Origin of the sequence: Tractidigestivibacter sp., assembly GCF_050946515.1 — a bacterium.
Taxonomy (GTDB): Bacteria; Actinomycetota; Coriobacteriia; order Coriobacteriales; family Atopobiaceae; genus Tractidigestivibacter.
The window spans coordinates 141150-167419 of record NZ_JBMNUX010000004.1; the positions used below are offsets into that span (position 1 = coordinate 141150).

Below are 26270 nucleotides of genomic sequence, written 5' to 3' on the forward strand. Positions count from 1 at the left end.
GGCTTTCTCCGAACAGAATAGCAGAGGCCCCGCAGTCCCTAATCCTAGCCGTTAGCGCTATCGCCTCGCAGCGGAAGTCGGCGCGCAGAAATGACTGTTACGAAGGTCCCGCAGACGGAGATGGTTCCTCCAAAAGGAATTTGAGTCCCCTCCCCCACTTCTCTTCCCCGATACAGCGCCGGATTCGTGGCGCCCATGTCTTGGGCAATGACAGTTCCGTCACGTACGAAGAGCCTTACGTGTGAGCGCGAGACGGCGCGCGAATGCAAGATAACGTCGTTGTCGGGACCTCGACCAATCGACATGCCCGCCTTTGGGATGGGGAGACTCACATCCATAGAGGGGGTACGAAAGAGCGCGAGCGGCTGTCCCGTCGCCCGCCCTGCGGCCTCGCAAGCAAGGGAGAGGTCAAGGGTGTCGTCCTCCCAATCGAACTCGGCAGGGGCCATCCCTTGATCCCACTTGAAAGGCTCTTCCTCTGCAAGGGATGGGATCTCGTCATCTATAGGCAGCTCGACGGCTTGGGCCACGCTTTCTTTCTCAGCGTTTTCTTTCGGAAATTCGTAAAGGCACCCATAGCAGACGTCCATGTCATCGAAGAGCTCCTCCCCGCAGCGCGGGCACACCTTTGTCAGATACTCTTTCATCCTTCGCACCCTCCTAAAGCGCATGCTCGTCATACGCGCAAAGCGAGACAACCCTCAGTCTCTGTCCCCGCTCGTACCACGGCTGCTTCGACGTTGGTCTCTCCAAAGTGAGGAAGCCGCCCTTCGACGAGTGAAACCTCCCTGCAGGGAGAGACCTTCTCGCCGAAAGCACCAATCCATCGCCAGATACGACTGCCACGTCAATGGGATAGGTCATTCCAAAGGTGTGAATGGATCCGCAACGTAGAAGGGCTACTTGGCTCGCATCGGGGCGGGTGCCGAGAAGCCCCACCAAGCGTTCCCCATGCGTTCTAAGCACTCTGAACTCCTGAGGCGGCTCGCTTGACGCGTCGATTGCAAGACCCATCCACTGCACCATCACAGCACCACCCCCGGTCGATACCTGTCAACAACGAGCGTCCTTTCGTGCGTCAGCGTGAAGGGCGCCTCGTACGAGATTCCTGGCAGCCTCACGCTTCGAGGCCACGGACGAAAAACCAGCGTGCACGTATAGCGCGTAAGCAGCGGAGATTCCGACAGCGAGCCCGCTTCCTCATCTTCGGAGAGCTTTGTCGCGCTCACCTCTACCGAGCAATACCTCTCCCTTCCCAATGCCGACGAGAGCTCAGAGCGCACCGCCTCGACGGAAGCCATCTGCGTCTGCTCTCCAGAGGGCGAGACTCCCTGCGCAATTACAACGTCGTCGCAGAGCCGGTCAAACGCAGCGCATGCGTCCACGAACTCCATGAGGTTCACTACGACAAGCCCGATCACGATCACCACAGGAAGCAGCACCGCAAGCTCCACGGTCATCTGCCCTCGTTGGGACCTTCGTGCCGCTCCCCCGCTGTTATCCATGGTCACGCCGCCCTTGCTAGCCCGACCAGCACGTCCGTAAGGTCTATCGTGAGGTCATATGACACATCCGTCCCTGGAATCGTTATCGTCGCAATCGTGAACTTTCCCAGCTGCTTGTCTTCGATAAGCCAAACTCCCAACTCTCGCGCAAGGTCGCGCGTGCTCGTTGTGGACGGAAGGCCCTCAACGAGCTTGCGGATTTGCGCCGCATCGTCGTAGCCAGCCTTTCCAAGCACCGAGCTCGTACCTGCCAGAACCGGCTTCATCAGCCTCATGTCAACTGGCTGCATGCCGACCTTCTCGACGAGGCTCTTCATCTTCTGCTTGAGCCAAGCGCCAGTCGTGCCACCAAAGACGCCATCGACACGGTCGAGAAAATTTCCTGCAGTTGAAGAAACTGCATCGTATGAAGCTCCATAGTTCACAAGCAGGCTGCCCCAAAGCTCGAAAACCCCATCAAGGGCTCCTCCCGCAGCGGATCCTGCGCCGCTTGCAGCCACGCCATCGAAGAAGCTTGCAAGAACGTTGTTGTCGGCGGTCGAGTCATCTGGGGCGAGTGCCGCTGCAGACACTGCGGCTCCTGGAGGGAGCTCTCCCGACGAGAGAAATGACGCGGTAAGCTCTGTGGGGATGGTCGTTGAGCTCTGCCTTGCGACTACCGCGACGCAGCCCCATGCCCCTGGCGGACATATGGTTGGTCGCACCGCAGACAGCTGGTCGAGCGCCTTGGAAAAGGAGTCACTCGTTTCCTTGGCAATGTCTTTGAGTTGCCCTTCCGCCTCTGCCTGATCGTCGTGGGCAGATTCGTAGTCTTTGGATGCCTCCACAATCTGCCGCCAATAATGTTCAAAGCCATTGGAGGTCGAGGTGGACGCAGCGGCGACCCTTCCCATTACACCAACGTCCATTTGGCAGGTCTCACAGCGCAAGACCGCACCGCTATCAAGGTCTGCAAGCGATGCCGTCCCCAAAGACGACCCCGCGGCTCCTGGGCAGGACAAGCTCGAGTGAAGGGTTCGCCCTCCCTCCTCCTGGGTGCAGGGCCAGACGGAATCCGTATAGAGAGAGCAAGCTCGGGTCTCTTCAGCGTTATGCGGAAGAGAGGGGAGGTCGATATCAACCGACCCGTCTGGGTTCTCGACGTAGCTTCCTCTATTCACCTCAGCTAGCGCATAGCGATAGAACTCGCGACGAGCAGAAGATTCGGTAATGTCCTCAACGGACGAGCTTGCTGGTGACTCGGTGGCAAGGCGTGACGCATAGTAGCAGCGCGCGCGTAGCAGCGGAGCGCCAAAGGTCCAGCTCTCCTCGCTTGGATAGAAGGGGTTCTGGCTACCCGAAAGACCAGCAAGGCTGGCCGCGCGTTCCTGCAGGCAATAGGGCTTCGATCCGCAATCGGCCTCCCATCCACGATGGCGCGCCTCGTTTGCCCTATCTTGCGCATCCTTGAGAGCTCCTGAGGCATCCTGCAGGTCTTTGGCATTCTCGCTTAGCTCGGCGCTCTCCACGTCTGAAGCAAGCGACGAGAAGTCAGACATCGACTCCGTCGGAAGCGGGATGGCGCAGCCAACATAAGAGATGCCGCTTTCGTCCGAGTTGGCAGAGACGCACGATGCGGAGTTGGCGACGACGATTGTCGGCAAGAGCTTTTCCAGCCGCTGCAACCCCTCGCTTGCAGATTGCGAAAAGCTACGCCGCGCGTCCAAAATCTTGCCGCCAGCTTGGCAGACCTCTGCGCCCAAAGCGCTTGTTACCGGAATGCAGGACATCACAAGACCTGCTCCAAGTACAAGAAGCCCAGCAAGTCCCATGCTCAACACGCACGAATCGAGCACCTTTGCAATCGTGACATAGGAGGCGACGGCATTCTCCCCGGCAAGAGCCGCGGCATCGGCAACAGGCTGCACCTCATAGGAGCGCGCCATGACCCACTCTGCAGATGCAGCCGCAAAGACGAGCGAAAGGCTCACCAGAAGCGCCACGGCAACGGTCACCGTGGTATAGCCACCCTCATCGTCAATAAAGAGATCGAGACCGGCACGAAGCCTATGTCCGCCATTGCCGCCACGGGTTGGCTTACCCCCAGGTTTCAACCCAATCATCGTAGCCTCCTTTCACCCAATCGGCCCTCATTTCGCGCTCGCACGAGACGCGAAGCACAATCCCCTGCTCATCGCGCTCAGAAAATGCCTGCGCGAGCGCGCCCATGAGCGGAAGGGGCCGCACATGCCCCACGATTTCAATTCGAATCGAAGAGCCGCTTACGCTTGTGGAAACTTGCCAGTCCTCCTTTCCTCCGGCGTGAAAGCAAGAGACGCTCGGCACAGCTTCGAGGCGGCGCAGGACATAGCTGCGGCAAAGCTCGTCTCTCTCGTCGACGCTCGCAGTCGAGGCAAGACGCGCCGCCTCTGCCGCCGCCCCTGACATCACCGACCTTGTATAAAGCAGCATTGCCGGCTGCATGAGCAGGGCAAGCACGACCATCATGACGGGGATCAGCGCGGCAGCCTCAACAGTTGCCTGGCCGCGCTGCCCCCTGTCCTTTCCCACTAGAACCCCATAACGTCTTGCAGCGTCGAAATTAATGAGGGGCCTGTGGCGTGGGACGCAGCGTCTGCCGCAAGCCTTGTGAGCGCACCATCTTGAGCGGCATGCCATATTAGACCGCATGCGGATGCCATCGCGAGAAAGGCAATCAGCACAAGGGCATATTCAAGCGTCGACTGCCCGCAAGAGCCCCTCATTGCGCCTCCGTCGGCGCCACCCACTCCGTCGCGTCCATGTAGAAGAGCGTGACAACACATGACTGATCTCCTTCCTTCTCTTGAATGACGCAAACTTCCGACCATCCAGCCCCCTGAACGGCCATTCCCCAGACGTTTCCAAACAAATCGAGGTAGCCAGACCTCACGAGCGAGCAATCATGGAGCTCCTGATACTCTTGAATCAGTTGAGATCCGGCATCGGGAAGAGACAGCGATACCTCCCAAGACCCCGACCCGGACTTGCTCCCCACCTGCGGAACGCCACCAAGCTGCACGCCCTCAACCATCTGACCGACTTGGCCGTCTTCGCCTTCTCCGAGAGAGCTCGAGGAGCCGGCACCGTCTATGCCTCGCGTTTCGAAGAAGCCCTCGCCAGAAAGACCCATCTTGCCTTCGACGGAACCCTCTGGGCTCTTCTCCATGCGACCGACCAAGAGTGCCGTTGCAAGAACGATCGACGCCAATGCCACGGCGCAGACCACACGAGACGCTAGAGAGAATTGATGCCTTCTGCGATGGCGTTCCAAAGCTGAGACACCCTGTCGCGAAACGCCACGATTGCCACGATTGCGATGACCACAAGCACTCCGACAAGAATCGCGTACTCCGTTGTGCCCTGGCCTCTTTGCTCGCGAGCTGCCCTTCGTAGCTCTGCCCCTACCTTCAGTACGACGTTTTTGCATTTCATGACTCACTCCTCCCTCTCCGCATGGCACAGCGCCATGACTTTTCACCCGACAGTCGTAACGGCAGACGACAAAAGCGGACCCAGAATTGCCAGAAGCATTGCCGGGACGATGAGAGTCCCAAGCGGAATCAGCATCTTCACCGATGCCTTTTCAATCTGCTCCTCGGTATCCGACCGTTGCTCTTCTCTCAGAGCTTGGGCTTGCGACTCAAGCGCAGCCGCAAGCGGCGTTCCAAATGCAAGAGATTCAGACACGACCGACGCGAATCGCGAAAGCGCTGGAACCCCAAGCTCTCGCGCCATTCCCTTTAGCGCTTCCTCCCTGCTAGAAGCCCCAATTCTCCAACTGAGCATTGCTTCGGAGAAAGCGCTCGCAAGCTGCGTGTCAAAACGCTCACAGTAGAGCTCAAGCGAGGCGTCAAACGAAAGCCCCGACGAGAGACCGAGCGTGAGCGTGTCTATGAGCACGGGCATCTCGTGCAGGCACGCGGCCCTTCTCCGAGACAGCTCCGAGTCTTTCTCCAGCTCCCTCACTACGCCAAGGGACTGCACTCGCTCCAATGCATGACCAAGGTCCGCCGAAGCACCTCCTTTGGTTCCGAATCGCATAGGCGCCTTTCCTCGAGCGATGACCTCCACAGAGGCCATCGCCGACGCCCCCGAAAGCCCCACAAGCGCAAGGGCTAAGCCGTCCATCAGAGTGCCCCCCTCATGATTCGTCTGATGACCAGCACGGCCAGAGCGTCAATCAGAGCCGCCCCGCACACGCACCCAAGGCCAATGGGCGTCATCAAGCCCCGTTGGAAGTCCGGAGATATGAGCGAGAGCAGCAAAATCATGAGAAACGGCAGCGTGCAGACAATTTTCGCCGAAAGCCGGACCTGGGCTGTCTTTGCCGAGAGCGAGCGGCGGAATTCCTCTTGGCGCTCGACCAAAGAGGCAGAGCGCGTCAGCAGATCCCTCAGCGGGCTTCCCGTTCTATGCGAAATCACGAGCGCCGTGACCAGCATTTCCATGCCAGGCGCGCGAAGCTCTCTGGCAAGCTCGTCCAGGGAGTCCTCCGTTGGCGTCCCGCACTTGATTCTGAGTGCCGCCTCGGAAAACCCTTGGGCAACGGGTCCTTCGCCATGATCGCCCACGTATTCGATTGCTTGGGCAAGCGTCTGACCCGAGCCAAGAGCCACGGAAAGGGTCCTGAGCGTGCCCGGCATCTCACGGGAGGCTTGGCGCTCGCGGGACTGCTCTGATGAGATCCGCCTAAAGTGAAGTGCCACGCGCTCGGCAATGAGCACGGCTGCGCAAGAGGTGGGAGACCAGAAAAGGATTCCAGCGAGAAGGCCCCCGGCAAGACCAGCAAGCATCAGCGCGGCGCAGGCTGATGGCGCATCAAGAGCCAACGACCTCTTGCGCGACGACGCCGCAAGCCTTCTTGCCGCACTAGACCAATCTTCGCCACTGAGCAGTATCGCTACGACGTACGCCCTTCCAACACGTACGAACAGCGCCGCAAGCCTTCTTGTCAGGGCACGGCGAAGGCGCTCAGCCACGAGACCAACCCCTCCGCCCGCTGGCGAAAGAAGCACGCAGACGCCCGCAAAGGCACTTCCTGCAGCCGCTAGCTGCACGATTGCTCCCATCTTTCAACCTCCTTCTCGCTCAGAATCGAGGCGGCAACAGCATGGTCCAGAAAGGCGGGACGCCTCTTGAGCCTCCAGCTTCTGCTAGCCGGGTCGAAAGAAACGCACTCATCAAGCCTCACCGAGCGTTTGTCGGCGTCCCAGCCAACCTCTGAGGTGGAAGAAATGACGCGCGAGCCATCAGGCATGCGCCGAGACATCACGACAAGGTCGATTGCCGTAGCTATCTGCTCCTCGATGATGTCAGTGGGAAGATCCATACCAAAGCGCGCCATCAAGACCAGGCGGAGCACCGCCTCTTCGGCTGTCCCCGCATGGAGGGTGGTGAGCGATCCATCATGTCCGGTGTTCATGGCCTGGAGCATGTCAATGCACTCTTCGCCGCGGACCTCGCCCACGACAATGCGGTCGGGTCTCATTCGAAGGGCATTTTTCACAAGGTCACGAATGGTGATCTCGCCAGAGCCCTCAATTGACGCGCTTCGCGCCTCCAAGCTCACGACGTCGGGATGCTCGTCAAAGCGAAGCTCGGCGGAATCCTCGATGGTGATGATGCGTTCGCTTGGCTCAATCTCGCAAGACAGGGCGTTGAGAAGTGTCGTCTTCCCCGATCCGGTACCGCCAGCAACGGCTATTCCCTGACGTGTCCGAACGGCCCATGAGAGGAGCTTTGCGTACCATTTTGGGAGCGAGCCAAGCTCGACGAGCCTTCCCAGCGTACGAATCCTGTCAGAGAACCGTCGAATGGTGACAACTGGCCCGTTTATTGCAATGGGCTCGGCAACGGCATTCACGCGGTCGCCATTCGCCAATCGGGCATTTACGATGGGGCTGCTTCTATCAAGTCGCCTGCCAAGAGGAGCCAAGATACGGTCGATTACAATCATGATCTGCTCGGGAGAGTCAAACGCTGCGGGAGCAGAGTGAAGCTCTCCTTCACGCTCGTAGAAGAGCGACGAGCAGCCGTTGATCATGATTTCGGTCACGCTATCGTCCTCGAGGAGTGGCTGAATAGGACCGAGACCACAAATCTCGTTGATTACCTGAGAGATTACGGACATTGCCTCGTCAGGGGTGAGCTCCTCGTAGCCGCCGGAATTGACAATGGCTTGACAGCTTACGGACAGGCTGTCCTTTACCTCGGCAAGAGACTCCGCTGAGACCATCGACGCAATCGTAGAGAGGCCCAAGCGTTCAACGAGCTGGGACTTCAGATTCTCGCGCTGAGCTCGCAAGTCACGTGCTTGTACTTCCGACCTTCCTTGCCGCTCTTCCTCCGCCTGCACCATCTGAAGCACGGACATTTAGCTCGCCTCCCTCCTTCTGCCAAAGATTCCTTTTCTCTCGCGCGTCACGTGAGCGGCACGCTTTGCTTCGTCACAGCTAGGAAGCCTTCCGAGCTCCTCGAGAATCTGTGCCAGAGAGCTCGAAACAGAGTCGGTAAAGGGAGAGCCGAGCTTCACAAGCTCGGCAGCCTCACCAGCCGAGATATAATCAGCGACCTCATCGCCGCCATCGAAGACACGAAATCCCCGCGCCGCTTCAAGACCAACCTCGGCGCGACCAAACGAGGGGTCTGGGCGCGTCCGCGGATTCGCACGATTTTCCAAGCGAGCAATGCGCGTGCGAGCAACGCCCAGACGCACGACAAGACCGCTGGTGCGGGCAAGAGAAGCAAGAGATCCTGGGCGCTGGTCATGTACGAGCACCACTCGGTCACTTCTTGTAGACGCCGTCGCCACCGCTTCGGTGAACGTAGGAGAAGTGTCAATAAGCACGAGGTCAGACATAGCAGAGAGACGCTCAATCAGATTGGCTACCAGAGGCATCGCAAGCTCGGCCGTCTCTGGCCGCTTGCATGGACCCCAAAGTCGAACGCCATCGGTCGCCGTAAGGCCAGTCCGCTGTAGCTCGTCAGAATCGTCGATTATCTCAGTGCTAAGACGGGACAGATCGGAGCCTCCTGGCAGCCCAAATGCCGAGTAGAGATTTCCGCAGGAAAGGTCGAGGTCGACGACCTCAACGCTCATTCCCCACGACGCGGCGGCGACCGCGCCGCAGGCAACAATTGAGGTCTTTCCCACGCCTCCCCTACCCGAACAGAACGTGATCACGGGAGCATGCCCTTCTGACAGTGTCACCCGCGTCGGCAAGACCGAGTCGAGACCCCCGTCCCTCTTACGATCTTGTACGACGGCGCGGGTGCGCACTGTCTCGGACGCGACCACGCCGGGAAGGTCGTCGGGGTTTATCACTAGGTCAATACCAGCGCGTGCAGCGCGGGACCTCAGTGACCCGGAGGGCGATCTTCTCACCAGCACGACCCTTTGCGCCCGCCCGTCTGCCGCTATGGCTGCGGCGAGGTTGATGTCAGAAATGCCACTTTTTGTGAGGCCAACGATGGCGCCGTATCTCCCCGGCTCGCTCTCTTGGAGCCTGTTCCTAAGCCCCGCCGCGTCGCCGACGAATTGGCAAGTTGCCCCTGAATCCACCGAGTCAAGCGCCCTGAGCATGGTTTTTCGCTCGGACTCTGGGCACACCGACATCCATGCATTGCTCATTTCGCAACCTCCTGCGTCTTTATCTCGCCTGTCTACGATTCCGCGCTGCCATTGGCAGCTGCACCGTTATCGGCTGATCCATCGTTGGCCGTGCCCTCCTCGTCTGTTGCTCCCACGCTCGTCGGAGCGCTTGCAAACCCAGAGTCATCAAGGGTCAGCCCCTCCGCTGGAGCCGCCAGCCTCAGGCTCCCCTCGGTCGAAGACGTCAGAATCCTGGGGAGGTCGCCAGGAAGCACCGCAATGGACATCGACTGAGAGGACGAGAGCGACTGCGCCTGGCTTGGCATTGAGAGGACCACGACATCCGAGCTCAGAAGCTCCACGGATCCGTCTGAGACCTTGTAGGCAACAAGCTTGTCGCCCGCCGCAACGCCCCCGGGAACGCCCAGCTCGCCAGTTATGGAAAGCGAAAATGCGACCATGCCGGAAGGAATCTCCACAGAGCTCTCTGCATCGCGGAAGTCGATTTGGCAGATTGGCTCTCCAGCAGAAACGGGTTCGGTAAGCTGCCTTCCCTGCGCGTCGCCTAAACTCGTGATTGCGCCCTCGGGAACAAGATCGCTCACCCAGTCGCGAAGCTCTGCGTTGCTTGAGCTGATGGTCTCGCCGGCCTCAAGCGTACTTGAAGCTACGAGAACGCTCACGACTTCGCCGCCATAACGCTCGAGTGACTCTTGACGAGACTTTTGCTCTTCCGCTCGCACCTCTTCGCCATATGCAAGGCAAAGAACGACCGCGAGCAGCGCGAATGCTCCAGCAAGCATGATTCTGAAACGCCGAGACACGAAGACCCATCTCCCTTCCCCACGACCGCCTAAGCTGAGGTAAGAGCATTCTGCCGCCTTGGGGGTTCAAGCGGCCCGAAACTAGCGCGCGAGCCAAAAGAAGCCTTTCACCAAATGGCAGCAAGTCTTTCAGAATCAACGTTTGAGCAGGTAGCAATGCCTGCACGATGACTTTTCTACGACGTTGGCATTTTTTCGCGTACCGTACCAAAACGAGCCCAGAGCGCTGATTTTGGGGCATTGACGCAGGTAGGAGACCGCGACCAGGCGCGTATAAGAAGTATGGAGCCCTGTCACTAGTGCGACGGGCTCCATATGATGAGATTTTTTATGTACCGGACCTATGCCAGATTGTTGAAAACTCGAGACGACACATCAATAGCCAGACCGACTTGGCGTCGCGCTGACAAGAGGCAAGCTATTTGATGCCGCGCCAGCGCGCGCAGGGTGCCGAGCGCCGCCACATCCTCTAGATGACAACGTCCGGGTCAAGCGAGCGAGCGCTCTCGCGCATCTCGGCCGCCAGGGCCACGTAGGCGTCGTAGCGCCGCTTTGAGATGGTGCCGCTTGCGAGCAGCTCGAGCACCTGGCACCCTGGCTCGCGCGTGTGCGTGCAGTCTCGGAAGCGGCATCCTTGCGCAGCGCCCGCAATCTCGGGAAACACCGCCGCAAGGCCGCGCTCATGGCCCACGATGGGAAGGCTCCTCAAACCAGGCTCGTCCACGATGACGCCACCTCCAGGAACCGACACCATGCGCCTTGCCACTGTGGTGTGCCGCCCTGCGTCGTCAGAGCCTCTGACCGCCCCGGTCTTGAGGACGTCTTTTCCAAGGAGCGTGTTCAGAAGCGTCGACTTTCCCGCGCCAGACTCGCCCAAGACGATGGCCACCTGCCCTGTGGGAACCAGCGCGCGCACGCTGTCGGAGCCCCAAGGGACTCCCAGCCCAGAGGCATCGCTCTCTGCTCGCGCGGCCTTTTCGTCATGAGCAGACGAGGTCATCACCAAAGGGCTCTCCTCGCCCAAGACGTCGCGGACGATTGCGACGTCCTCTTTGAGCACGTCGCTCGGCGCACGGTCGGCCTTGGTGAAGACGATGGCGGCCTTTGCCCCGCAGTCGCGCGCGATAACGGCAGAGCGAGCGACCCTCTCGCACGAGATGGGCTGCGCGCCGAGCTGCTGCACCACAAGCACGGTGTCCACGTTTGCAGCCAGCGTCTGCTTCTCGCCGCGAGCGCCGCCACGCCAACGCGCAATGTCGCTCTCTCGCGGGAGAATCTGCAGGATGAGCCCCATGTCGTGCCCAGCCGGCAAGCGCGCCAGCACCCAGTCGCCCACGGCCACGCGCGAGTTCTCCCCCTTTGTGAGGTGCGCAGAGAACTCCGCGCGAAAGAGCGCGTCCTCGCTCACGACGGCCGGGAAGCCCCTGTCAAGGCGCACGACGCAGCCGAGCGCCATCTCGCTCACGTCGCAGCCAAGGGCCGCGGCAGCGTCGGCAGCAGCCTTGCCAAACGCGCTCTTCTGGCGCTCAGAGGGGGCAAGCTCGGAGAACGTCGGGAGGTCGGCAAGCGAGGAGAGCGCCGGCAGGCCCTCTGCGGACCCACCGGCGCCATGTGCCGCCCGAGCCTTGCTCGGGCGGCCTTTCCTACTTGTTCGCTTGGCCGCGGCCAAGTTATGCACGCTTCTTCTCGACGGCGCGCATTATCGCCTTGTAGATCTCGACGATCGGGATGATGCAGAACGCGAGCAGCATGGCGATTCCGTACTCGCCAGCGCTGATCTCGGCGAAGTCAAAGGCCTGGGAAAGCGGGGTCTCGATGACCACGAAGGTCAGCACGAGCGAGCCGGCGAAGGCAAGCCACAGCCACTTGTTCTGCGTGGGCAGCTTGAAGACGGACTGGCGACGGCTGCGCATGTTGAACGAATGGAACATTTCGACCATGGAGAGCGTGAGGAACGCCATGGTCATGCCATCCAGGCCGGGGTCGGCGCCGGAGACGACCGTCTCCAGAGGCACGCCCTCGATGTGCAGGCCGACGAAGTACGAGATCAGGGTCAGGGCGGAGACCACGATGCCCTGGAAGATGCAGTCGCCGCCCATGCCGTTGGCGAAGATGCCATCATCGGAGTTGCGCGGCTTGCGCTTCATCAGACCGGGCTCGGCGGCCTCCATGGCCATTGCCAGCGCCGGGAAGCAGTCGGTGATCAGGTTGATCCACAGAAGGTGCGTGGGCTCAAGAATCGTGAAGCCAACGAGCGACGCAACGAAGACGGCAATGACCTCGGCAAGGTTGGAGGAAAGCAGGAACGCGATTGCCTTCCTGATGTTGTCGTAGATCCTGCGGCCCTCTTCGACGGCCGAGACGATCGTGGCGAAGTTGTCGTCGGCAAGCACCATGTCTGCCACGTTCTTGGTGACGTCGGTGCCGGTGATGCCCATGCCGATGCCGATGTCGGCGCGCTTGATTGACGGAGCGTCGTTCACGCCGTCGCCGGTCATAGCGACGATCTTGCCCTTCTTCTTCCACGTGTCGACGATGCGGACCTTGTGCTCGGGCTGGACGCGGGCATAGACGCCATAGTCCTCGATCTTGGTCATGAAGTCTTCGTCGGAGATCTTGTCGAGCTCGGCGCCCGTGATGGCCTGGCTGCGGTCCTCGATGATGCCAAGCTCGCGCGCGATTGCCACGGCAGTGTCGATGTGATCGCCCGTAATCATGACAACGCGAATGCCCGCGGAGTGCGCCTCCTTGATGGCCGCCTTCGCCTCAGGACGGACGGGGTCGATCATGCCGGACAGGCCAATGAAGGTCATGTCCTGCTCAAGGTAGGCGGCGTCGTAGCTCTCGGGCTCCTTGTCCCAGTTGCGGCGTGCCGCTGCCATGACGCGCAGCGCGTCGTCTGCCATGGCCTTGTTCTTGCGCAGGATCTCGTCGCGCATCTCGTCGGTCATGTCCACGACGCCGTCTGCGGTCTGGATCTTGGTGCAGCGAGAGAGCACGACGTCAGGGGCGCCCTTGGTGTGCTGAACGATCTTGCCGGAGGGGTTGCGGTTGACGACGGACATCATCTTGCGGCCAGAGTCGAAGGGAGCCTCGCCCAAGCGCGGGTTCTGGCTGTCCAGGCCCATCGAGGTGAAGCCACGCTGCGCTGCGTCGGCGACAAGGGCGGCCTCGGTGGGCTCGCCCACGGCCTTCTGCTCGGCGTCGTCCCACTTGGCGTCGGAGCAGAGCGCCATGCAGGTGACCAGCGAGTCAAGGTCCTGCGTCTCGTGGCGCACGACGGTCATCTTGTTCTGCGTGAGGGTGCCGGTCTTATCCGAGCAGATCAGCTGCGTGCAGCCCAGCGTCTCGACGGCGGTGAGCTTGCGGATGATGGCGTTCTCCTTGGCCATCTTGGTGACACCGATGGAAAGCACGATGGTCACGACGGCGGCAAGTCCCTCAGGAATTGCGGCAACGGCGAGCGAGACGGCCACCATGAAGGTGTCAAGCACCAGCTGGAGGTTGTCGAAGAAGGCCATGCCGTGCTTCATCCAGGTGACAACGAAGACCAGCGCGCAGATGATGATGCACAGGACGGAGAGGATCTTGGAGAGCTCGTCCAGCTTCTTCTGGAGAGGGGTCTCCTCGTCTTCCGCCTGGGCGAGCGCGTCTGCGATCTTGCCCATCTCGGTCTTCATCCCGGTGGCGTCGACCACTGCGCGACCGCGGCCGTAGACGACGGTAGAGCCCATGTAGCACATGTTCTTGCGGTCGCCTAGGGGCACGTCATCGGTGCCGGCGGAAAGCTGCAGGACGTTGATGAACTTCTCGACAGGAACCGACTCGCCCGTTAGGGCGGATTCCTCAATCTTCATCGAGGCGCTCTCGATGATGCGGCAGTCTGCGGGAACCGCGTCTCCCGCCTCGAGCACCACGATGTCGCCGGGGACGAGCTCGGCGGAGGGCACCGTCACGATGTGCCCGTCGCGCACGACCTTGGACTGCGCGGCTGCCATCTCCTGAAGCGCCGCCAGCGCCTCCTCTGCCTTGGACTCCTGAACGACGCCAAGGACGGAGTTCACGATAACGACGAAGCAGATGATGATGACGTCGGCAAAGTCGCCGTCACCCTGAATTGCGCCGGTAATGGCCGAGATGACTGCCGCGACGATCAGCATGATGATCATCGGGTCGGCCATCTGCTGGAAGAAGCGCACGATAACCGGCGTCTTCTTTGCTTCCTTCAGCTTGTTGGGACCGACTTTCTCAAGACGCGCCGCCGCCTCCTGCGAGGTAAGGCCAGTCTCGGCGTTCGAAGACTGCTCAGCCAGCACGTCTTCGACAGGGACAAGATAGTCCTTCACTTCTCCTCCTGGGTTTTCTATTGTCCAGCAGATTGAAGCCCGATAATAACTCCCCAGGAGGGGCAAGGGCTCTCCAAGGCTGCCATGCTGGACGCCTTGTAGATGCTTATGACAGTTTACCCGATGGGAGGCTCGATAAGCACCGCCCACCGACAAGGCTCCACACTCTTGTATAGAGCCATCGTGGTCCGAAACGGCACCCGAAAAACCTGAAATGCGCCTCAAACGAGTTGGCATTGACGCTCCCACAGCCAAGACCCATGCGATAGAATTTGGGCATCAGCGCACATTAGCGCGTGCGAGATTGATTCCGCATCGTATCGAGGAAAGGGCGGCTCATGAAGATTCTGTTTTATGGCACCAGAAGCTATGACAAGGACTCTTTCGACAAGGAGCTTCCGGACTATCCGGATGTCTCGATTGACTACACCGAGACCAACCTCACTCCTATGACAGCCGCCCTGGCAAAGGGCTATGACGCGGTCTGCGCCTTCGTAAACGCAGACTGCGGCGCCATGACGCTCGAGATTCTCGCTGGCTTTGGCGTTAAGCTCGTCCTTATGCGCTGCGCAGGCTTTGACGCCGTCAACGTGCCCGTGGCCAAGGACCTCGGCATGAGGGTCACGCGCGTCCCCGCATACTCCCCCGAGGCCATCGCCGAGCACGCCATGGGCCTTGCCCTGTGCGCCAACCGCCGCATCCACAAGGGCTACATCCGCGTTCGCGAGAACAACTTCGACCTCACCGGCCTTGTCGGCGTCACCCTGCATGGCAAGACCGCCGGCATCATCGGCACCGGTCGCATCGGCGCCGCCCTCTGCCGCATCTGCAAGGGCTTCGGCATGTACGTCATCGGCGCTGACCTCTATCCCAACCAGAAGCTCGTTGACGAGGAGCATGTCGTCGACGAGTACGTCGACGTCACGGATGGCAAGGTCGACTACGACTCGCTGTACGCTCGCGCTGACCTCATCTCGCTGCATGCCTTCCTGAACGAGCAGAGCTACCACATGATCAATGACGAGTCCATCTCCAAGATGAAGGACGGCGTCATCTTCGTGAACACCGGCCGTGGCGGCCTGGTCGACTCCAATGCCCTAATCCGCGGCATCCGCGCCGGCAAGATCGGCGCCGCTGGACTGGACGTCTACGAGGAGGAGAACGCCAACGTCTATCAGGACCGCGAGGACCAGATCCTCGGCAGCTCCATCACCGCGCGCTTCTGCTCGTTCCCGAACGTCGTCATGACCTCTCACCAGGCGTTCTTCACCAAGGAGGCCCTGGGAGAGATTGCCCGCGTTACGCTCGACAATGCCCACGCATTCGCGAGCGGCACCGACTTTGTCGCCAGGAGCGTCGTCTGCTAGAAAAGCAGCTCCAAAAAGTCGAACGCAAAGCCGCTCTTGCCATTGGCTTGGGCGGCTTTTTTCTAAACCGTACGATGCGACCTGAAATGTGACCAATGCCTATGCTTTTTCTCTCTCCATAGCATGGCTTACACCGATATTATTGACCGCTTGCTAAAATGGGGGTTGCATTTCCCCGCCCGTTCGGGGTTAGGAAGCAACATAGAAAGGAACATCCGTGCCCGCAAAGAAGAAGACTAAGATTGTCTGCACCATGGGCCCCGCCACTGAGGACGAGAGCGTCCTACGCGAGCTCATCTTGAACGGCATGAACGTCGCCCGCTTTAACTTCTCTCACGGGAGCCACGAGTATCACCGCAAGATGATCGAGAGGGTTCGCAAGGTTTCCTCCGAGCTCAAGATTCCCGTAGCCATCATGCTTGACACCAAGGGCCCCGAGGTCAGAACCGGACTTCTCGAAGGCGGCCAGAAGGTCACCGTCAACACCGGTGACGAGATTGTCGTCACCGCCCAGCCCACCTCTGACGACTGGCATGGCAACGCAAAGCACATCTCGCTCGATTACCTCAACCTCCCCAACGAGGTCGAGAAGGGTTCCATCATCCTGATTGACGACGGCCTTGTCGGCCTTGAGGTCGACCACGTCGAGGGCAATGACATGCACTGCGTGGTCACCAACGGCGGCGAGATCGGCGAGAAGAAGGGCGTCAACGTCCCCAACGTCAACATCGGGCTTCCCTCCGTCACCGAGCAGGACCGCGCGGACATCATGTTTGGCTGTGAGCTGGGCATCGACGCCATTGCTGCCTCCTTCATCCGCGACGCTGACGCAGTGAAGCAGATTCGTGACATCTGCATCGAGATGGGCACCCCGCACGTCATGATCCTCCCGAAGATCGAGAGCGTTCTCGGCGTCAAGAACTTCGACGAGATCCTTGCCGCCGCCGACGGAATCATGGTTGCCCGCGGAGATTTGGGCGTCGAGATTCCTCCCGCAGAGGTCCCGCACATCCAGAAGACCATCATCCAGAAGTGCAACAACGCCTACAAGCCGGTCATCACCGCAACGCAGATGCTCGACTCCATGATTCGCAACCCTCGCCCCACGCGTGCCGAGGTCGCCGACGTAGCCAACGCCATCTACGACGGCACCGACTGCGTCATGCTCTCCGGCGAGACTGCGGCGGGCAAGTACCCCGTCGAGGCCGTCAAGACCATGGCCGAGGTCGCCAAGGAGACCGAGAAGTACCTGCCCGAGCGCCACAACTATCACGACCGCGGTGGCGTCCGCAATGTGAACGGGGCAACCGGCTTCGCCGCAATCGAGATGGCCGACCGCGTTGATGCCAAGGTCATCCTGTGCCCCACGCACTCTGGCCGTACTGCTCGCATCGTCTCCAACTTCCGCCCGCGCATCCCGCTGTACGCAATGAGCCCGAGCGAGGAGGCAATCCGTCGCACCTGCTTCTACTGGGGCGTCTACGCCTTCAAGACCACCGAGCAGGGCTCGCTCTCCAACACGCTCTACAACGCGCTGACCGTCGCCAAGGAGAACGGCGTCGTGAGCGCTGGCGACATCGTGATCATCACCGCCGGCGACCCGCAGACCTCTCCGCGCCAAGGCGACTACACCACCAGCACGAACATGGCTATGGTCGCGCAGGTTCAGTAAAGCTGGGCTTCTCACACGGCTGCATTTTGTACTCACAGCCCGGATGCCACAACGGCGTCCGGGCTGCTTTTTTGTTGCCGTCGCGACGGCGGGCTCTGCGGATAGCGCGCATGCAGCTCGGAGCTCTTCCCCATGCATGCAACCCAGGGCTCGAGCCGGGGATCCTTCCCCACGCGAGCCCGAATTAATAAACATGGCGGCACCTTATTAAGAAAATGCTGGCGTTCTTCTCGCTGTGGTGTTTATTAATTGCGGAGCGGAAAGCCGACTGCGCCGCACTTCCCCAATTTAGGGCTGCATCCCCCCGGCTCGGGGTCGCGCCATCTCCGCCGGCTCGGGGTCGCGCCATCTCCGCCGGCCCAGATTAATAAACATGACGGCGAGTGTCAGGCTGAATCAACCCGGGTTTTGCGTTGCGGTGTTTATTAATTGCGGAGCGGAAAGCCGACTGCGCCACACTTCCCCAATTTAGGGCTGCATCCCCCCGGCTCGGAGCCGCATCGCTCCCGGCCCAGATTAATAAACATGACGGCGAGTATTTCGCTGATGTAACCCCAGTTTGGCGCCACGGTGTTTATTATTTCCGGACCATATTTCAGACTGCAGCCCCACACCATCCGCCACCAGCCCCGTAACAGCGCGAAAACAATTGCCATCAAACCGAAACAGTCATGACTCATTTCGAGAAACGCATGCATAACACACGCGAAAGCGGCGCTCTCTAGACTCTGAGGCGTCCGCAGAAGCGAACAGGTTCGCATCCGAGAGGAGCATGCGTCATGTATAAGGACATCATCACTGTGTCGACCGTCTGCCTGCGCCCCATCTGGGGGAACAAGGAAGTCAACCTCAACCGCATCGAGGGCTACGTCGAAGCAGCTGGAAAGAAGGGAAGCGACCTCATCCTCTTTCCCGAGATGTCACTGACGGGCTATGACGACGAGCCCGAGAAGCCCGTCGCCGAGAAGATGCAGCACAAGCTCGCCGAGAAGGTCCCCGGTCCCTCCTCGCTGGCAGTCGCTGAGATTGCCAAGAAGTACGGCATGTACGTCATCTTCGGAATGCCCATCCTCGACGACGATGACCCGTCAATCGTCTACAACGGGCTTGCGGTCATCTCGCCCGACGGCTCGATCACCAGCTACCACAAGCTGCACCTTCCCGCTCCTGAGCCCAATTGGGCAACACGCGGCGACAAGCCCTGCCTGCTCCAGACACCGTGGGGCCCCATCGGCATCGGCATTTGCTATGACACCTACAGCTTCCCCGAGCTCATGCGCTACTACGTCGCAAAGGGCGCGCGCCTGTACCTCAACCCCACCGCCATCTGCTATGCGCATGGCGACCACTATGCCGACGAGAACCTGCACGCCGCCGTCGACCGCGAGAACATCTTCATCGTCTCGGCCAACCTCGGAGGCCTGGACAAGGACAACTACTTCTGGGGCGGCTCGTCCATCCTCGGTCCGAGCGTCAAGACGTGGTCGCCGCACTACTACGCCGGCATGGCGATGACCGACAAGGGCGCGGACGAGGAGGCCATGTACACCGCCACGATCGACCTGGCGCTGGCAAGCCGCATGCTCTACAAGTACAACCCCTCCGTCGAGGGAACCGACTGGCGCCCCGACGTTTACGAGAAGCTCCTGAAGGACGCAATGTCAGACGAGTCGTTTGGCAAGTAGCCCCTTAGCGAGCAGAGACAAGAAAATGCCTCCCGGACGTTGAAGAGGCGTCCGGGAGGCTTTCGCTTCTAACAGGCAAAGAGGCGGTCGCGAGCAGCGTTTCTCGCTCCCCGTCTCTGCCGCCAGCAGCTACACGGCGTGGTCGTCCACAAAGCCATCGGGAAGGTTGGCGGCGGCATCGGCGGCCGTGATGCGCTCGCCGCCATTATCGAGGTCGATCAGCACATAGCGGTCGTTGCCCATCCCAAGCTCCTTCATGTACGTCAGCTGGCGAAGCCCATGGCGGCTCTCGAAGCGCTCCACCAGGTCGTGGTGCTGCTTCTCGCTCATGGCATACACGATGTCGACGCACGCCTGGTCGATCGCCAGGATGTCGGTCGAGGAGAGGATGCCCACGTTTGGCGTCACAACCGGCTGGGCATTCACGCCCTCGCAGTCGCAGCTCACGGACATGTTGCGCATCACGTTGACGTAGGTCACGTGGCGACCGAAGTAGTCGATCGTCGCCTTGGTCGACTCGCTGATGCGCTCCATGAACTCCTCGGTCGAGATGGACCACTGGCCCTCGCCCGGGCGCGTGTGGATCATCTTCTTGCCGATGCGACCGTCGGCGCAGCCAATCCCCAGGTTCTTGTTGGAGCCGCCGAAGCCGCCCTGCGTGTGGCCCTTGAAGTGCGTGAGCGCCACGAGCGAGTCATAGTCCAGCATGTGGGAGCCCACGGTCATGTGGTCGAACCACTTTCCGCCCCTGACGGGCAGGTCAGCCGTGCCCTCCTCGTCCATGATGTCCACGGGCGCGAATGTCCAGCCATTCACGCGAAGGGTCTCCAGATGCTGCTCGGTGGTGTAGCGGTCGCCCTCGTAGTAGGTGTTGGTCTCAACAATCGTGGCGTCGGGCAGGTCCTTCTCGAGAAGCTCCTTCACCCACGAGCGAGGGATGATGTTGGGGCCGTGCTGCTCGCCCGTATGGAGCTTGACGGCCACCTTGCCGAAAATGTTGGCCGAAACCTGCTCATAGGCCCGCTCAAGACCAGAAGCAGAGAGGTCGCGCGTGAAATACACGATTGACTCGTTGCCGCTTCGTTTGTCATAGGGGACATAGACGTTTCCGCAAGTCCCGGGAACTGGATTTTTCTCAGCCATGATTGCCTCCTTCATCGTGCAGGCGCGAGCCGCACAGCTTTTTTCCATTTTCCAACAATCACAGCTTCTCGTCCAATTGTTGCAGCAAAGCGTCCAAGCTCTTTTCGTCCATGTATCAACATTCCCGACGGCTGCCGCCATGGCCAAATCGTGGCGTAAGCTTCAGCCACGTTTGGGGTTATCCATGCGCATTTGTCGCGAATGCCCCGCAATTAGGGAGGAATGACATGAGCATGAACGAGAACAACACTGCTGGCGAGCAGGGCCACGCCTTTTCCCGCCGCAACTTCTTGAGGGCATCGGGAATCTCGGCGGTTACGGTTGCCGGAATGACTTTTCTGACTGCCTGCGGTCCGTCGACCGACGCCACCGACAGCTCGTCAAGCAGCACCGACTCTTCGGACTCGTCGAGCTCGAGCGCCTCGACGTTTGGCTCTGACGGCAAGATGCGCGTTGGCATGGAGGTCGCTTACCCGCCGTACAACTGGCAGACCGACACCGAGACCGAGAACACCATCCCCGTCGACGGTCTGGACGGCGCCTACGCAGATGGCTACGACATCGTCTTCGCCAAGAAGATCGCCGAGGCGCTTGACCTTGAGCCCATTGCCTGCAAGATGAGCTTCTCCGGCCTCATCTCCGCCCTCACCTCGGGGCAGATCGACATCATCTGCGGCGGCATGACAGCAACAGACGAGCGTCGCCAGTCCATCGACTTCTCTGACCCCTATTGGGAGGGTCACTACGGCCTTCTGGTTCGCAAGGACTCCGAGTACGCCGACGCCCACAGCCTTGAGGACTTCTCAGGCGCTGCGGTGCTCGGCCAGAAGGACACCCTGCTCGACACCGTTATCGACGAGATTCCGGGCGTCAACCACCTGACGCCGGTCGACTCCGTCCCGTCCCAGCTCTCGCAGGTCAACCAGGGCTCCTGCGACGCCATCACCTTCGACGTCGAGAACGCCGCTGGCCTGCTTGCGGCCAACCCCGACCTCATGGAGATCACCGACGAGAACGGAGACGTCGTCGAGTTCAGCGAGACGGCGCCCATCAACGCAGGCATCGCCAAGGGCCAGGACGACATCCTCGCCACGATCAACGAGGTCATCAATTCCGTCTCGCAGGACGAGCGCCAGCAGTACTGGGACGAGGTCAACGCTCGCCAGCCCGAGTAGCGGGCGCAGAAAGTGCACCAGCGCGGGGCGCTTCGGCGCCCCGTCTTAGGTTTTGGAGGAAGCAGCAATCATGAGCGAAAGCACCCAGACAGCAGCAGCGTCAGCGGCCACGGGGCAGAAGAAGCATGGGCGGCTGGCGCGATTTTTCCTGGCTGACCATCGCTACGTGTTTCTCGGCACCTCGGTCATTGCGCTTGTCGGCCTTTGGTGCGGCAACCAGCGCCACTCGGACTGGAGCATCCTTGCGTCGTCGTATGCGGTCGAGAGCGTTCTGTACTACGCCCTTCTGGCATGGGTTGTCATCTCGCTCGTCGCGCTGGTAAACAAGCTCATCAAATGGCGCGACTACGCCGCCACCTCCCCCTTCAAGAAGCCCCGAGCGATGCGCATCGAGCGCATTTGCTCCTATTTTGTGTGGGTCATTGCCGCGATCTTTGTCATTGACCGCGGGGTGCTCGGCCTTTGCAGCGTCGTCGCCTCTAGCATCGCGCTTGACTCCAACCCGCAGGACTTCCTCGCGAGCACCATCTACATGGTGTACAACTCTCGCGCCGTTTACCTGCAGGGCATCATCACTACCATCGAGCTGGCGCTCTTCGGCACGATCATCGCCTTCTTCCTCGCGCTTCTGCTGGTGTTCTTGCGGATGCTTCAGATTGACCGCCAGGACAACGACTTCATCCGCTTCTGGAAGGTAATAGGCCAGGGCTTCGCTCGCATCTACTCCACGATCGTCCGCGGCACGCCCATGATGGTCCAAGGCCTCATCATCTACTTTGCCGGGTACTCGGTGCTGCGCGGCACGGGCATGTCCGTGAGCGAGATTGGCGGAATCTGGTCGACCTTCGTGGCATCGCTGACCACCATCTCGCTCAACTCCACCGCCTACATGATGGAGGTGCTGCGCGGCGGCATCGAGTCGGTCGACAAGGGCCAGACCGAGGCGGCGCGCTCGCTCGGGCTCTCGCAGTGGCAGGCCATGTCCAAGGTCGTCTTCCCGCAAGGCATCAAGAACTCAATCCCCGCGCTCTCCAACGAGCTGGTCATCAACATCAAGGATTCGTCGGTTCTCTCCGTGATTGGCGTCGTGGACCTCATGTTTGCCACCACCACAATCGCCGGCATCTACTACAAGCAGATGGAGATATACGTGATGACCGCCCTCGTCTACCTGCTATTGACCGCAATCGCCTCAAAGCTGCTCACCATGCTCTCGCACCGGCTTGAGGTAAAGGCGCCCGGCCCCGTCCTGGGCACCTCTGACGTCCCCGTGAGCAAGGCGTAGGTAAGGAGCAAGACACATGGCAAACGAGAAGGACGGCACCGCGCAGGCTTCAGAGCCGGTCATCCAAGTTGAGGGGCTTCGCAAGTCATTTGGCGCTCACCTTGTCCTGAAAGACATCAATCTGTCCGTCATGCAGGGCGAGGTCGTCACGATAATCGGTGCGTCAGGGTCTGGCAAGTCGACGCTTCTGCGCTGCATCAACCTGCTTGAGACGCCAGACTCAGGCCACGTATGGTTCCATGGGCAAGACCTTGCCGGCGAGCACGTGAACGTCAATTCGCTACGCGAGAAGATCGGCATGGTCTTCCAGGGATTCAACCTGTTCAACAACAAGAACGTGATGGACAACTGCACGCTGGCACCCGTCACGCTGAAGAAGTGCTCCAAAGAAGAGGCAGAGGAGCGGGCGCGCAAGAACATCGCCGCCGTCGGCCTCTCCGACTTCATCAACGCCGACGTGAACACGCTCTCCGGCGGCCAGAAGCAGCGCGTGGCCATTGCCCGTGCCCTGTGCATGGAGCCCGAGATCATGCTATTTGACGAACCCACCTCGGCCCTCGACCCCGAAATCGTCGGCGAAGTCTTGAACGTTATGCGCGACCTCGCGGCAGGCGGCATGACCATGGTCGTCGTGACGCACGAGATGGAATTCGCAAAGAACGTCTCCGACAAGGTCGTCTTCATGGACCAGGGCGTCATTGCCGAGGAGGGCAAGCCAGCGCAGATCTTCTCGAATCCCAAGCAAGCCCGAACGCGCGAGTTCCTCGCCCGTTACCTTGACGACGACCCCTCTGAGGTCGGGACAAAATAGCCCGCGTGGCGGCAGATTGGCTGGCAGCTCAAGTAGAATCTCTGCGGAGGTGCGCCATGAGGATCCGGCTGATTGTCTCGCCCGCAAAGAAAATGAACATCGTGGAGGGCCCGCCCTATGCAACGGCGGCGCCCTTCTTGCTTAACAGGGCAGTCGTCCTTGCCCACCAGCTCGGCTCTCTGTCGTTTTCTCAGTCAAAGGCGCTTTGGCGCTGCTCGGACAAGCTTGCCCGGCTCAACTACGCCAGGACGAGAACGCTCGAGGCCGACATGCAGCAAGACCCCGCGCTTCTCACGCCCGCAATCCTTGCCTTTGAGGGCATCCAGTACCAGCACATGGCGCCCCAAGTCATGACAGACGACCAGATAGCCTGGCTGCAAGGCTCGCTTCGCGTCTTGTCAGGCCTCTATGGCGTGCTCCGCCCACTCGACGGGGTTGTCCCCTATCGCCTTGAGATGCAAGCGCTACTTTCCGTCGGCAACGCGCGCAACCTCTACTCGTACTGGGACAGCACGCTCTACCAGCGCGTTATTGCCGACGATGATCCCAGCGCGAGGGACAATGACGTCACGATCGTCAACTTGGCATCCGTCGAATACGCAAAGGCAGTGGTGCCCTTCGCCCAGAGGGCCGGCACCCCCGTCGTGACGTGCCTATTTGGCACCATCCGCCCAAGCGACGGAAGGCTCATCCAGAAGGCAACCGAGGCAAAGGCCGCGCGCGGAACCATGACCCGCTGGTGCGCTGAGCATGCCGTGGGCACTCCCGACGAGCTTCGAGGCTTCGCCGAGCGCGGCTACAAGCTCAGCGAGGCGAACTCAAGCGAGACGCGCCTCGTCTTTGTGCGGGAAAGCTGAGGCACCGGCGGCATCCCGGAGCGGTGCGTAATTGACTACGAGCTATGAATGCAGCCGCTTGCCGTTCACGATTGGAGGCAACACCTCTGGATCGCGCTCCGAAAGAGAGGAGATGCCGAACATCAGGATGCTGGTGAAGGCAAGCATTGAGGTCATGGGCTCGATGTAGACCGGATAGCGCTCTGTCTGCCACGTGGGCAGCACGATGAACTCGTCGACAAGCTTCCTCAAGGGGTGCGTGGGGATGTGCGCCACCATGACCGTCTTCGGCCGCCGAGACGCCGCCGTCTCATGCAGCACGTTGAGCAGCATCCTTTGCGTATCGTTCTTCGAGGAGAAGATGATGACGAGGTCGCGCGCGTCGGCAACGTGCATCTGTATCATCTCTTGGCCGGTTGGGATATATAGCGACGGAATGTTGTACTTCAGAAGCTCAAGGGAAAGGGCCTCTGCGGGGGCAGACGAAAGCCCCCCGCCCGTCGTATACACGATACGTGCCTCGACAATCTCCTCCGCAAGGGCTTTGATGGTCCCCTTCTTCAGAGACTCGTCAGTCGCTCGGATCATGTTGCACAGATAGTCAATCGGATCGCCCTGCTTCTCGTCCTTTTTCCGAGGAGTGTTGGCCGAAAGCGAGACCATGAGGTTCATCCGAAAGTCAGAGAAGCTTTCGTACCCGACCTTTTGGCAAAACCTGCTCACGGTGCTTTGAGACACGCCAACCTGCTTGGCGACCATGGTCGAAGTGCTTTGGAGAAAAGACTCGGGATCTTCCCTCACGGCGTCTGCGACCTTCTGCTCAGTCGCGGTCAGTTCGCCGTAGTGAAGGTCAATCTGCCTGAAAGCGTCCATGTCATCACGTCCTATGGCTGAATATGTCATCCAATAATCATTCTATCTCCCGAATTCCGGGAGTGCTCGTTTCTCCACGTTATCCCATATAAAATGCTGAATGATCAACGCTCACGGGTGAAAACCATCCGTTTGGGATAGTTCATCCTAATACTATGTGAATAGATGTTTCACATAGTATTAGGATGGTTCATGCAGCGACGGAGGAGTGGGAGGTCGTAATGTTTGAAGTCCTTGTCGTTACGCATGGGCACCTTGGCTCAGAGATGATTGCCACAGCCCAAATGCTCTACGGAGACCTCGGAGAAGGAGTGTCCGCGATAGGGTTCGTCCCCGGAGAGAGCGTTGATGAGCTCTACGAAACAATTTGCTCAGCGATAGAGCGCTCTCGACCAAGCGGCGGCGTCTTGATCTTGTGCGACATCCTTGGAGGCAGCCCGTTTCTTACAGCAGCTCGAGCAGCGCATGAGGCGACTGGGTGCCCCGTCGAGGTGGTGTGCGGTCTCAACCTTGGGATGCTTCTCGAGGTAATTGCCGAGCGAGACGGGCTGACTCCCGCGCAAGGCTCGCAAGTGGCCATTGATGCAGCAAGGCAGTCAATCAAAGGTATGGGAAACGGCGTCGAATCGGGAGGTAACGCATGAACGTTGTTGCATGCAGGGTAGACGAGCGCCTGGTACACGGGCAGATCATGACCTCGTGGTCAAAGCACCTTCAACTCAAAAGAATCGTGGTCGTGGATGACAAGCTCGCTGCCGACGACTTCATGAAGCAAGTCTTGGTAATGTCTGCTCCCTCAGGTCTCGAGATAGACATTCTCCCCGTCTCGGAAACAGTCACGAAGCTCGAAAGCGACACGAGCCAGCAAAACACAATGCTGCTCTTCAAGACCATCCCCTCAGCCCTCGCGCTTGCAGAAGCGCTGAAAGACACCAGCCATCCCATGCAGGAGCTGAACCTCGGAAATCTTGGTTCGATTCCTGGAAGGACCCAGGTCACGAAGAACGTGTTTCTGTCCGAACAAGAGAAGGAGCAGGTCAACGCTCTTGGCAAATTGGGGGTGAACGTCTTTCTGCAGATGCTTTACACCGACCCGCGCGTATCGGCCGGCGACGCAATCAAATAGTTAGTTCCAA

General features: G+C 60.1%; 24 protein-coding genes. 9 read left to right on the top strand and 15 right to left on the bottom strand.

Translation table 11 applies throughout. From position 1 onward, the window contains the following. Positions 1 to 44 precede the first annotated feature (44 nt). From ACOYJL_RS03945 to ACOYJL_RS04005, 13 genes are all read right to left on the bottom strand, one after another. Positions 45 to 647, bottom strand: a complete 603-nt coding sequence (locus tag ACOYJL_RS03945) for an FHA domain-containing protein (protein ID WP_433568914.1) — start codon at positions 645 to 647, stop codon at positions 45 to 47. A 378-nt stretch (positions 648 to 1025) separates the two neighbouring features. After that, positions 1026 to 1505, bottom strand: a complete 480-nt coding sequence (locus ACOYJL_RS03950) for a hypothetical protein (RefSeq protein ID WP_433568915.1) — start codon at positions 1503 to 1505, stop codon at positions 1026 to 1028. A gap of 2 nt (positions 1506 to 1507) precedes the next feature. Then, the gene (locus tag ACOYJL_RS03955) at positions 1508 to 3607 is read right to left on the bottom strand and encodes a hypothetical protein (protein WP_433568916.1); all 2100 of its coding nucleotides are present in this window, start codon (positions 3605 to 3607) and stop codon (positions 1508 to 1510) included. Beyond that, positions 3582 to 4055 carry a TadE/TadG family type IV pilus assembly protein gene (locus ACOYJL_RS03960; protein ID WP_433568917.1) on the bottom strand — a complete coding sequence of 158 codons (474 nt, stop codon included), beginning with the start codon at positions 4053 to 4055 and terminating at the stop codon, positions 3582 to 3584. The genes ACOYJL_RS03955 and ACOYJL_RS03960 overlap by 26 nt, the downstream gene beginning before the upstream one ends. Positions 4056 to 4245: 190 nt before the next feature. Next, on the bottom strand, positions 4246 to 4740 hold the full coding sequence (locus ACOYJL_RS03965) for a hypothetical protein (RefSeq protein ID WP_433568918.1): 495 nt from the start codon (positions 4738 to 4740) through the stop codon (positions 4246 to 4248). Positions 4741 to 4760: 20 nt separating this feature from the next. Continuing rightward, entirely contained in the window at positions 4761 to 4958 is a 198-nt protein-coding gene (locus tag ACOYJL_RS03970) for a Flp family type IVb pilin (RefSeq protein WP_433568919.1), read from the bottom strand. A 42-nt stretch (positions 4959 to 5000) separates the two neighbouring features. Next, positions 5001 to 5654, bottom strand: a complete 654-nt coding sequence (locus tag ACOYJL_RS03975) for a type II secretion system F family protein (protein ID WP_433568920.1) — start codon at positions 5652 to 5654, stop codon at positions 5001 to 5003. Beyond that, positions 5654 to 6595, bottom strand: coding sequence for a type II secretion system F family protein (locus ACOYJL_RS03980; RefSeq protein WP_433568921.1), 942 nt, complete (start codon positions 6593 to 6595; stop codon positions 5654 to 5656). The genes ACOYJL_RS03975 and ACOYJL_RS03980 overlap by 1 nt, the downstream gene beginning before the upstream one ends. Then, positions 6574 to 7899 carry a CpaF family protein gene (locus tag ACOYJL_RS03985; RefSeq protein WP_433568922.1) on the bottom strand — a complete coding sequence of 442 codons (1326 nt, stop codon included), beginning with the start codon at positions 7897 to 7899 and terminating at the stop codon, positions 6574 to 6576. Before ACOYJL_RS03985 ends, ACOYJL_RS03980 begins: the two co-directional genes overlap by 22 nt. Further along, the gene (locus ACOYJL_RS03990) at positions 7900 to 9156 is read right to left on the bottom strand and encodes an AAA family ATPase (RefSeq protein ID WP_433568923.1); all 1257 of its coding nucleotides are present in this window, start codon (positions 9154 to 9156) and stop codon (positions 7900 to 7902) included. It abuts the gene before it with no gap. A 32-nt stretch (positions 9157 to 9188) separates the two neighbouring features. After that, on the bottom strand, positions 9189 to 9800 hold the full coding sequence (locus ACOYJL_RS03995; RefSeq protein WP_433568924.1) for an SAF domain-containing protein: 612 nt from the start codon (positions 9798 to 9800) through the stop codon (positions 9189 to 9191). Between the two features lie 610 nt (positions 9801 to 10410). After that, a complete protein-coding gene (gene rsgA / locus ACOYJL_RS04000) occupies positions 10411 to 11619 on the bottom strand; it encodes a ribosome small subunit-dependent GTPase A (protein ID WP_433568925.1) in 1209 nt (402 codons plus the stop codon). Beyond that, positions 11612 to 14287, bottom strand: a complete 2676-nt coding sequence (locus ACOYJL_RS04005; protein ID WP_433568926.1) for a cation-translocating P-type ATPase — start codon at positions 14285 to 14287, stop codon at positions 11612 to 11614. Before ACOYJL_RS04005 ends, rsgA begins: the two co-directional genes overlap by 8 nt. A gap of 338 nt (positions 14288 to 14625) precedes the next feature. On the opposite strand from ACOYJL_RS04005, the gene ACOYJL_RS04010 reads away from it, so the two are divergent. The 3 genes from ACOYJL_RS04010 (at position 14626) to ACOYJL_RS04020 (ending at position 19011) form a co-directional block, all read left to right on the top strand. Then, positions 14626 to 15654, top strand: a complete 1029-nt coding sequence (locus tag ACOYJL_RS04010) for a 2-hydroxyacid dehydrogenase (RefSeq protein ID WP_433568927.1) — start codon at positions 14626 to 14628, stop codon at positions 15652 to 15654. A gap of 217 nt (positions 15655 to 15871) precedes the next feature. Continuing rightward, positions 15872 to 17326, top strand: a complete 1455-nt coding sequence (pyk, locus tag ACOYJL_RS04015) for a pyruvate kinase (protein WP_433568928.1) — start codon at positions 15872 to 15874, stop codon at positions 17324 to 17326. A gap of 779 nt (positions 17327 to 18105) precedes the next feature. After that, positions 18106 to 19011, top strand: a complete 906-nt coding sequence (locus ACOYJL_RS04020; RefSeq protein WP_433568929.1) for a carbon-nitrogen hydrolase family protein — start codon at positions 18106 to 18108, stop codon at positions 19009 to 19011. A gap of 129 nt (positions 19012 to 19140) precedes the next feature. Here the strand turns inward: ACOYJL_RS04020 and ACOYJL_RS04025 are convergent, their stop codons facing one another. Further along, positions 19141 to 20154: a DUF362 domain-containing protein gene (locus ACOYJL_RS04025; protein ID WP_433568930.1), complete on the bottom strand. Its 1014-nt coding sequence runs from the start codon at positions 20152 to 20154 to the stop codon at positions 19141 to 19143. A gap of 227 nt (positions 20155 to 20381) precedes the next feature. On the opposite strand from ACOYJL_RS04025, the gene ACOYJL_RS04030 reads away from it, so the two are divergent. The 4 genes from ACOYJL_RS04030 (at position 20382) to yaaA (ending at position 24282) form a co-directional block, all read left to right on the top strand. Next, on the top strand, positions 20382 to 21329 hold the full coding sequence (locus tag ACOYJL_RS04030) for a transporter substrate-binding domain-containing protein (RefSeq protein WP_433568931.1): 948 nt from the start codon (positions 20382 to 20384) through the stop codon (positions 21327 to 21329). A 70-nt stretch (positions 21330 to 21399) separates the two neighbouring features. Then, positions 21400 to 22614, top strand: coding sequence for an amino acid ABC transporter permease (locus ACOYJL_RS04035; protein WP_433568932.1), 1215 nt, complete (start codon positions 21400 to 21402; stop codon positions 22612 to 22614). 16 nt (positions 22615 to 22630) lie between these two features. Next, a complete protein-coding gene (locus ACOYJL_RS04040; protein WP_433568933.1) occupies positions 22631 to 23425 on the top strand; it encodes an amino acid ABC transporter ATP-binding protein in 795 nt (264 codons plus the stop codon). A 56-nt stretch (positions 23426 to 23481) separates the two neighbouring features. Next, positions 23482 to 24282 (top strand): peroxide stress protein YaaA, encoded by an 801-nt coding sequence (gene yaaA, locus ACOYJL_RS04045; protein ID WP_433568934.1) that lies wholly within the window; start codon positions 23482 to 23484, stop codon positions 24280 to 24282. A gap of 42 nt (positions 24283 to 24324) precedes the next feature. Here yaaA and ACOYJL_RS04050 read toward each other — a convergent pair whose 3' ends face one another. Then, positions 24325 to 25134 (bottom strand): MurR/RpiR family transcriptional regulator, encoded by an 810-nt coding sequence (locus ACOYJL_RS04050; RefSeq protein ID WP_433568935.1) that lies wholly within the window; start codon positions 25132 to 25134, stop codon positions 24325 to 24327. 221 nt (positions 25135 to 25355) lie between these two features. Between ACOYJL_RS04050 and ACOYJL_RS04055 the strand changes: the two genes are divergently transcribed. Together ACOYJL_RS04055 and ACOYJL_RS04060 are read left to right on the top strand one after the other, a co-directional pair. Continuing rightward, positions 25356 to 25778 (top strand): PTS sugar transporter subunit IIA, encoded by a 423-nt coding sequence (locus ACOYJL_RS04055; RefSeq protein ID WP_433568936.1) that lies wholly within the window; start codon positions 25356 to 25358, stop codon positions 25776 to 25778. After that, positions 25775 to 26260: a PTS system mannose/fructose/N-acetylgalactosamine-transporter subunit IIB gene (locus ACOYJL_RS04060; protein WP_433568937.1), complete on the top strand. Its 486-nt coding sequence runs from the start codon at positions 25775 to 25777 to the stop codon at positions 26258 to 26260. The genes ACOYJL_RS04055 and ACOYJL_RS04060 overlap by 4 nt, the downstream gene beginning before the upstream one ends. The last annotated feature ends 10 nt before the right edge of the window (positions 26261 to 26270 follow it).

Excerpts from the sequence above, each read along its gene's own strand:
- ACOYJL_RS04050 (WP_433568935.1), bottom strand. The coding sequence starts at position 25,134 with ATGGACGCTTTCAGGCAGATTGACCTTCACTACGGCGAACTGACCGCG.
- ACOYJL_RS04040 (WP_433568933.1), top strand. The coding sequence starts at position 22,631 with ATGGCAAACGAGAAGGACGGCACCGCGCAGGCTTCAGAGCCGGTCATC.
- ACOYJL_RS03950 (WP_433568915.1), bottom strand. The coding sequence starts at position 1,505 with ATGGATAACAGCGGGGGAGCGGCACGAAGGTCCCAACGAGGGCAGATG.
- ACOYJL_RS03990 (WP_433568923.1), bottom strand. The coding sequence starts at position 9,156 with ATGAGCAATGCATGGATGTCGGTGTGCCCAGAGTCCGAGCGAAAAACC.
- ACOYJL_RS04020 (WP_433568929.1), top strand. The coding sequence starts at position 18,106 with ATGTATAAGGACATCATCACTGTGTCGACCGTCTGCCTGCGCCCCATC.
- ACOYJL_RS03955 (WP_433568916.1), bottom strand. The coding sequence starts at position 3,607 with ATGATTGGGTTGAAACCTGGGGGTAAGCCAACCCGTGGCGGCAATGGC.
- ACOYJL_RS04060 (WP_433568937.1), top strand. The coding sequence starts at position 25,775 with ATGAACGTTGTTGCATGCAGGGTAGACGAGCGCCTGGTACACGGGCAG.
- ACOYJL_RS04035 (WP_433568932.1), top strand. The coding sequence starts at position 21,400 with ATGAGCGAAAGCACCCAGACAGCAGCAGCGTCAGCGGCCACGGGGCAG.
- ACOYJL_RS03970 (WP_433568919.1), bottom strand. The coding sequence starts at position 4,958 with ATGAAATGCAAAAACGTCGTACTGAAGGTAGGGGCAGAGCTACGAAGG.
- ACOYJL_RS04025 (WP_433568930.1), bottom strand. The coding sequence starts at position 20,154 with ATGGCTGAGAAAAATCCAGTTCCCGGGACTTGCGGAAACGTCTATGTC.
- ACOYJL_RS03980 (WP_433568921.1), bottom strand. The coding sequence starts at position 6,595 with ATGGGAGCAATCGTGCAGCTAGCGGCTGCAGGAAGTGCCTTTGCGGGC.
- ACOYJL_RS03975 (WP_433568920.1), bottom strand. The coding sequence starts at position 5,654 with ATGGACGGCTTAGCCCTTGCGCTTGTGGGGCTTTCGGGGGCGTCGGCG.
- ACOYJL_RS04010 (WP_433568927.1), top strand. The coding sequence starts at position 14,626 with ATGAAGATTCTGTTTTATGGCACCAGAAGCTATGACAAGGACTCTTTC.
- ACOYJL_RS04030 (WP_433568931.1), top strand. The coding sequence starts at position 20,382 with ATGAGCATGAACGAGAACAACACTGCTGGCGAGCAGGGCCACGCCTTT.
- ACOYJL_RS03945 (WP_433568914.1), bottom strand. The coding sequence starts at position 647 with ATGAAAGAGTATCTGACAAAGGTGTGCCCGCGCTGCGGGGAGGAGCTC.
- ACOYJL_RS03985 (WP_433568922.1), bottom strand. The coding sequence starts at position 7,899 with ATGTCCGTGCTTCAGATGGTGCAGGCGGAGGAAGAGCGGCAAGGAAGG.
- ACOYJL_RS04055 (WP_433568936.1), top strand. The coding sequence starts at position 25,356 with ATGTTTGAAGTCCTTGTCGTTACGCATGGGCACCTTGGCTCAGAGATG.
- yaaA (WP_433568934.1), top strand. The coding sequence starts at position 23,482 with ATGAGGATCCGGCTGATTGTCTCGCCCGCAAAGAAAATGAACATCGTG.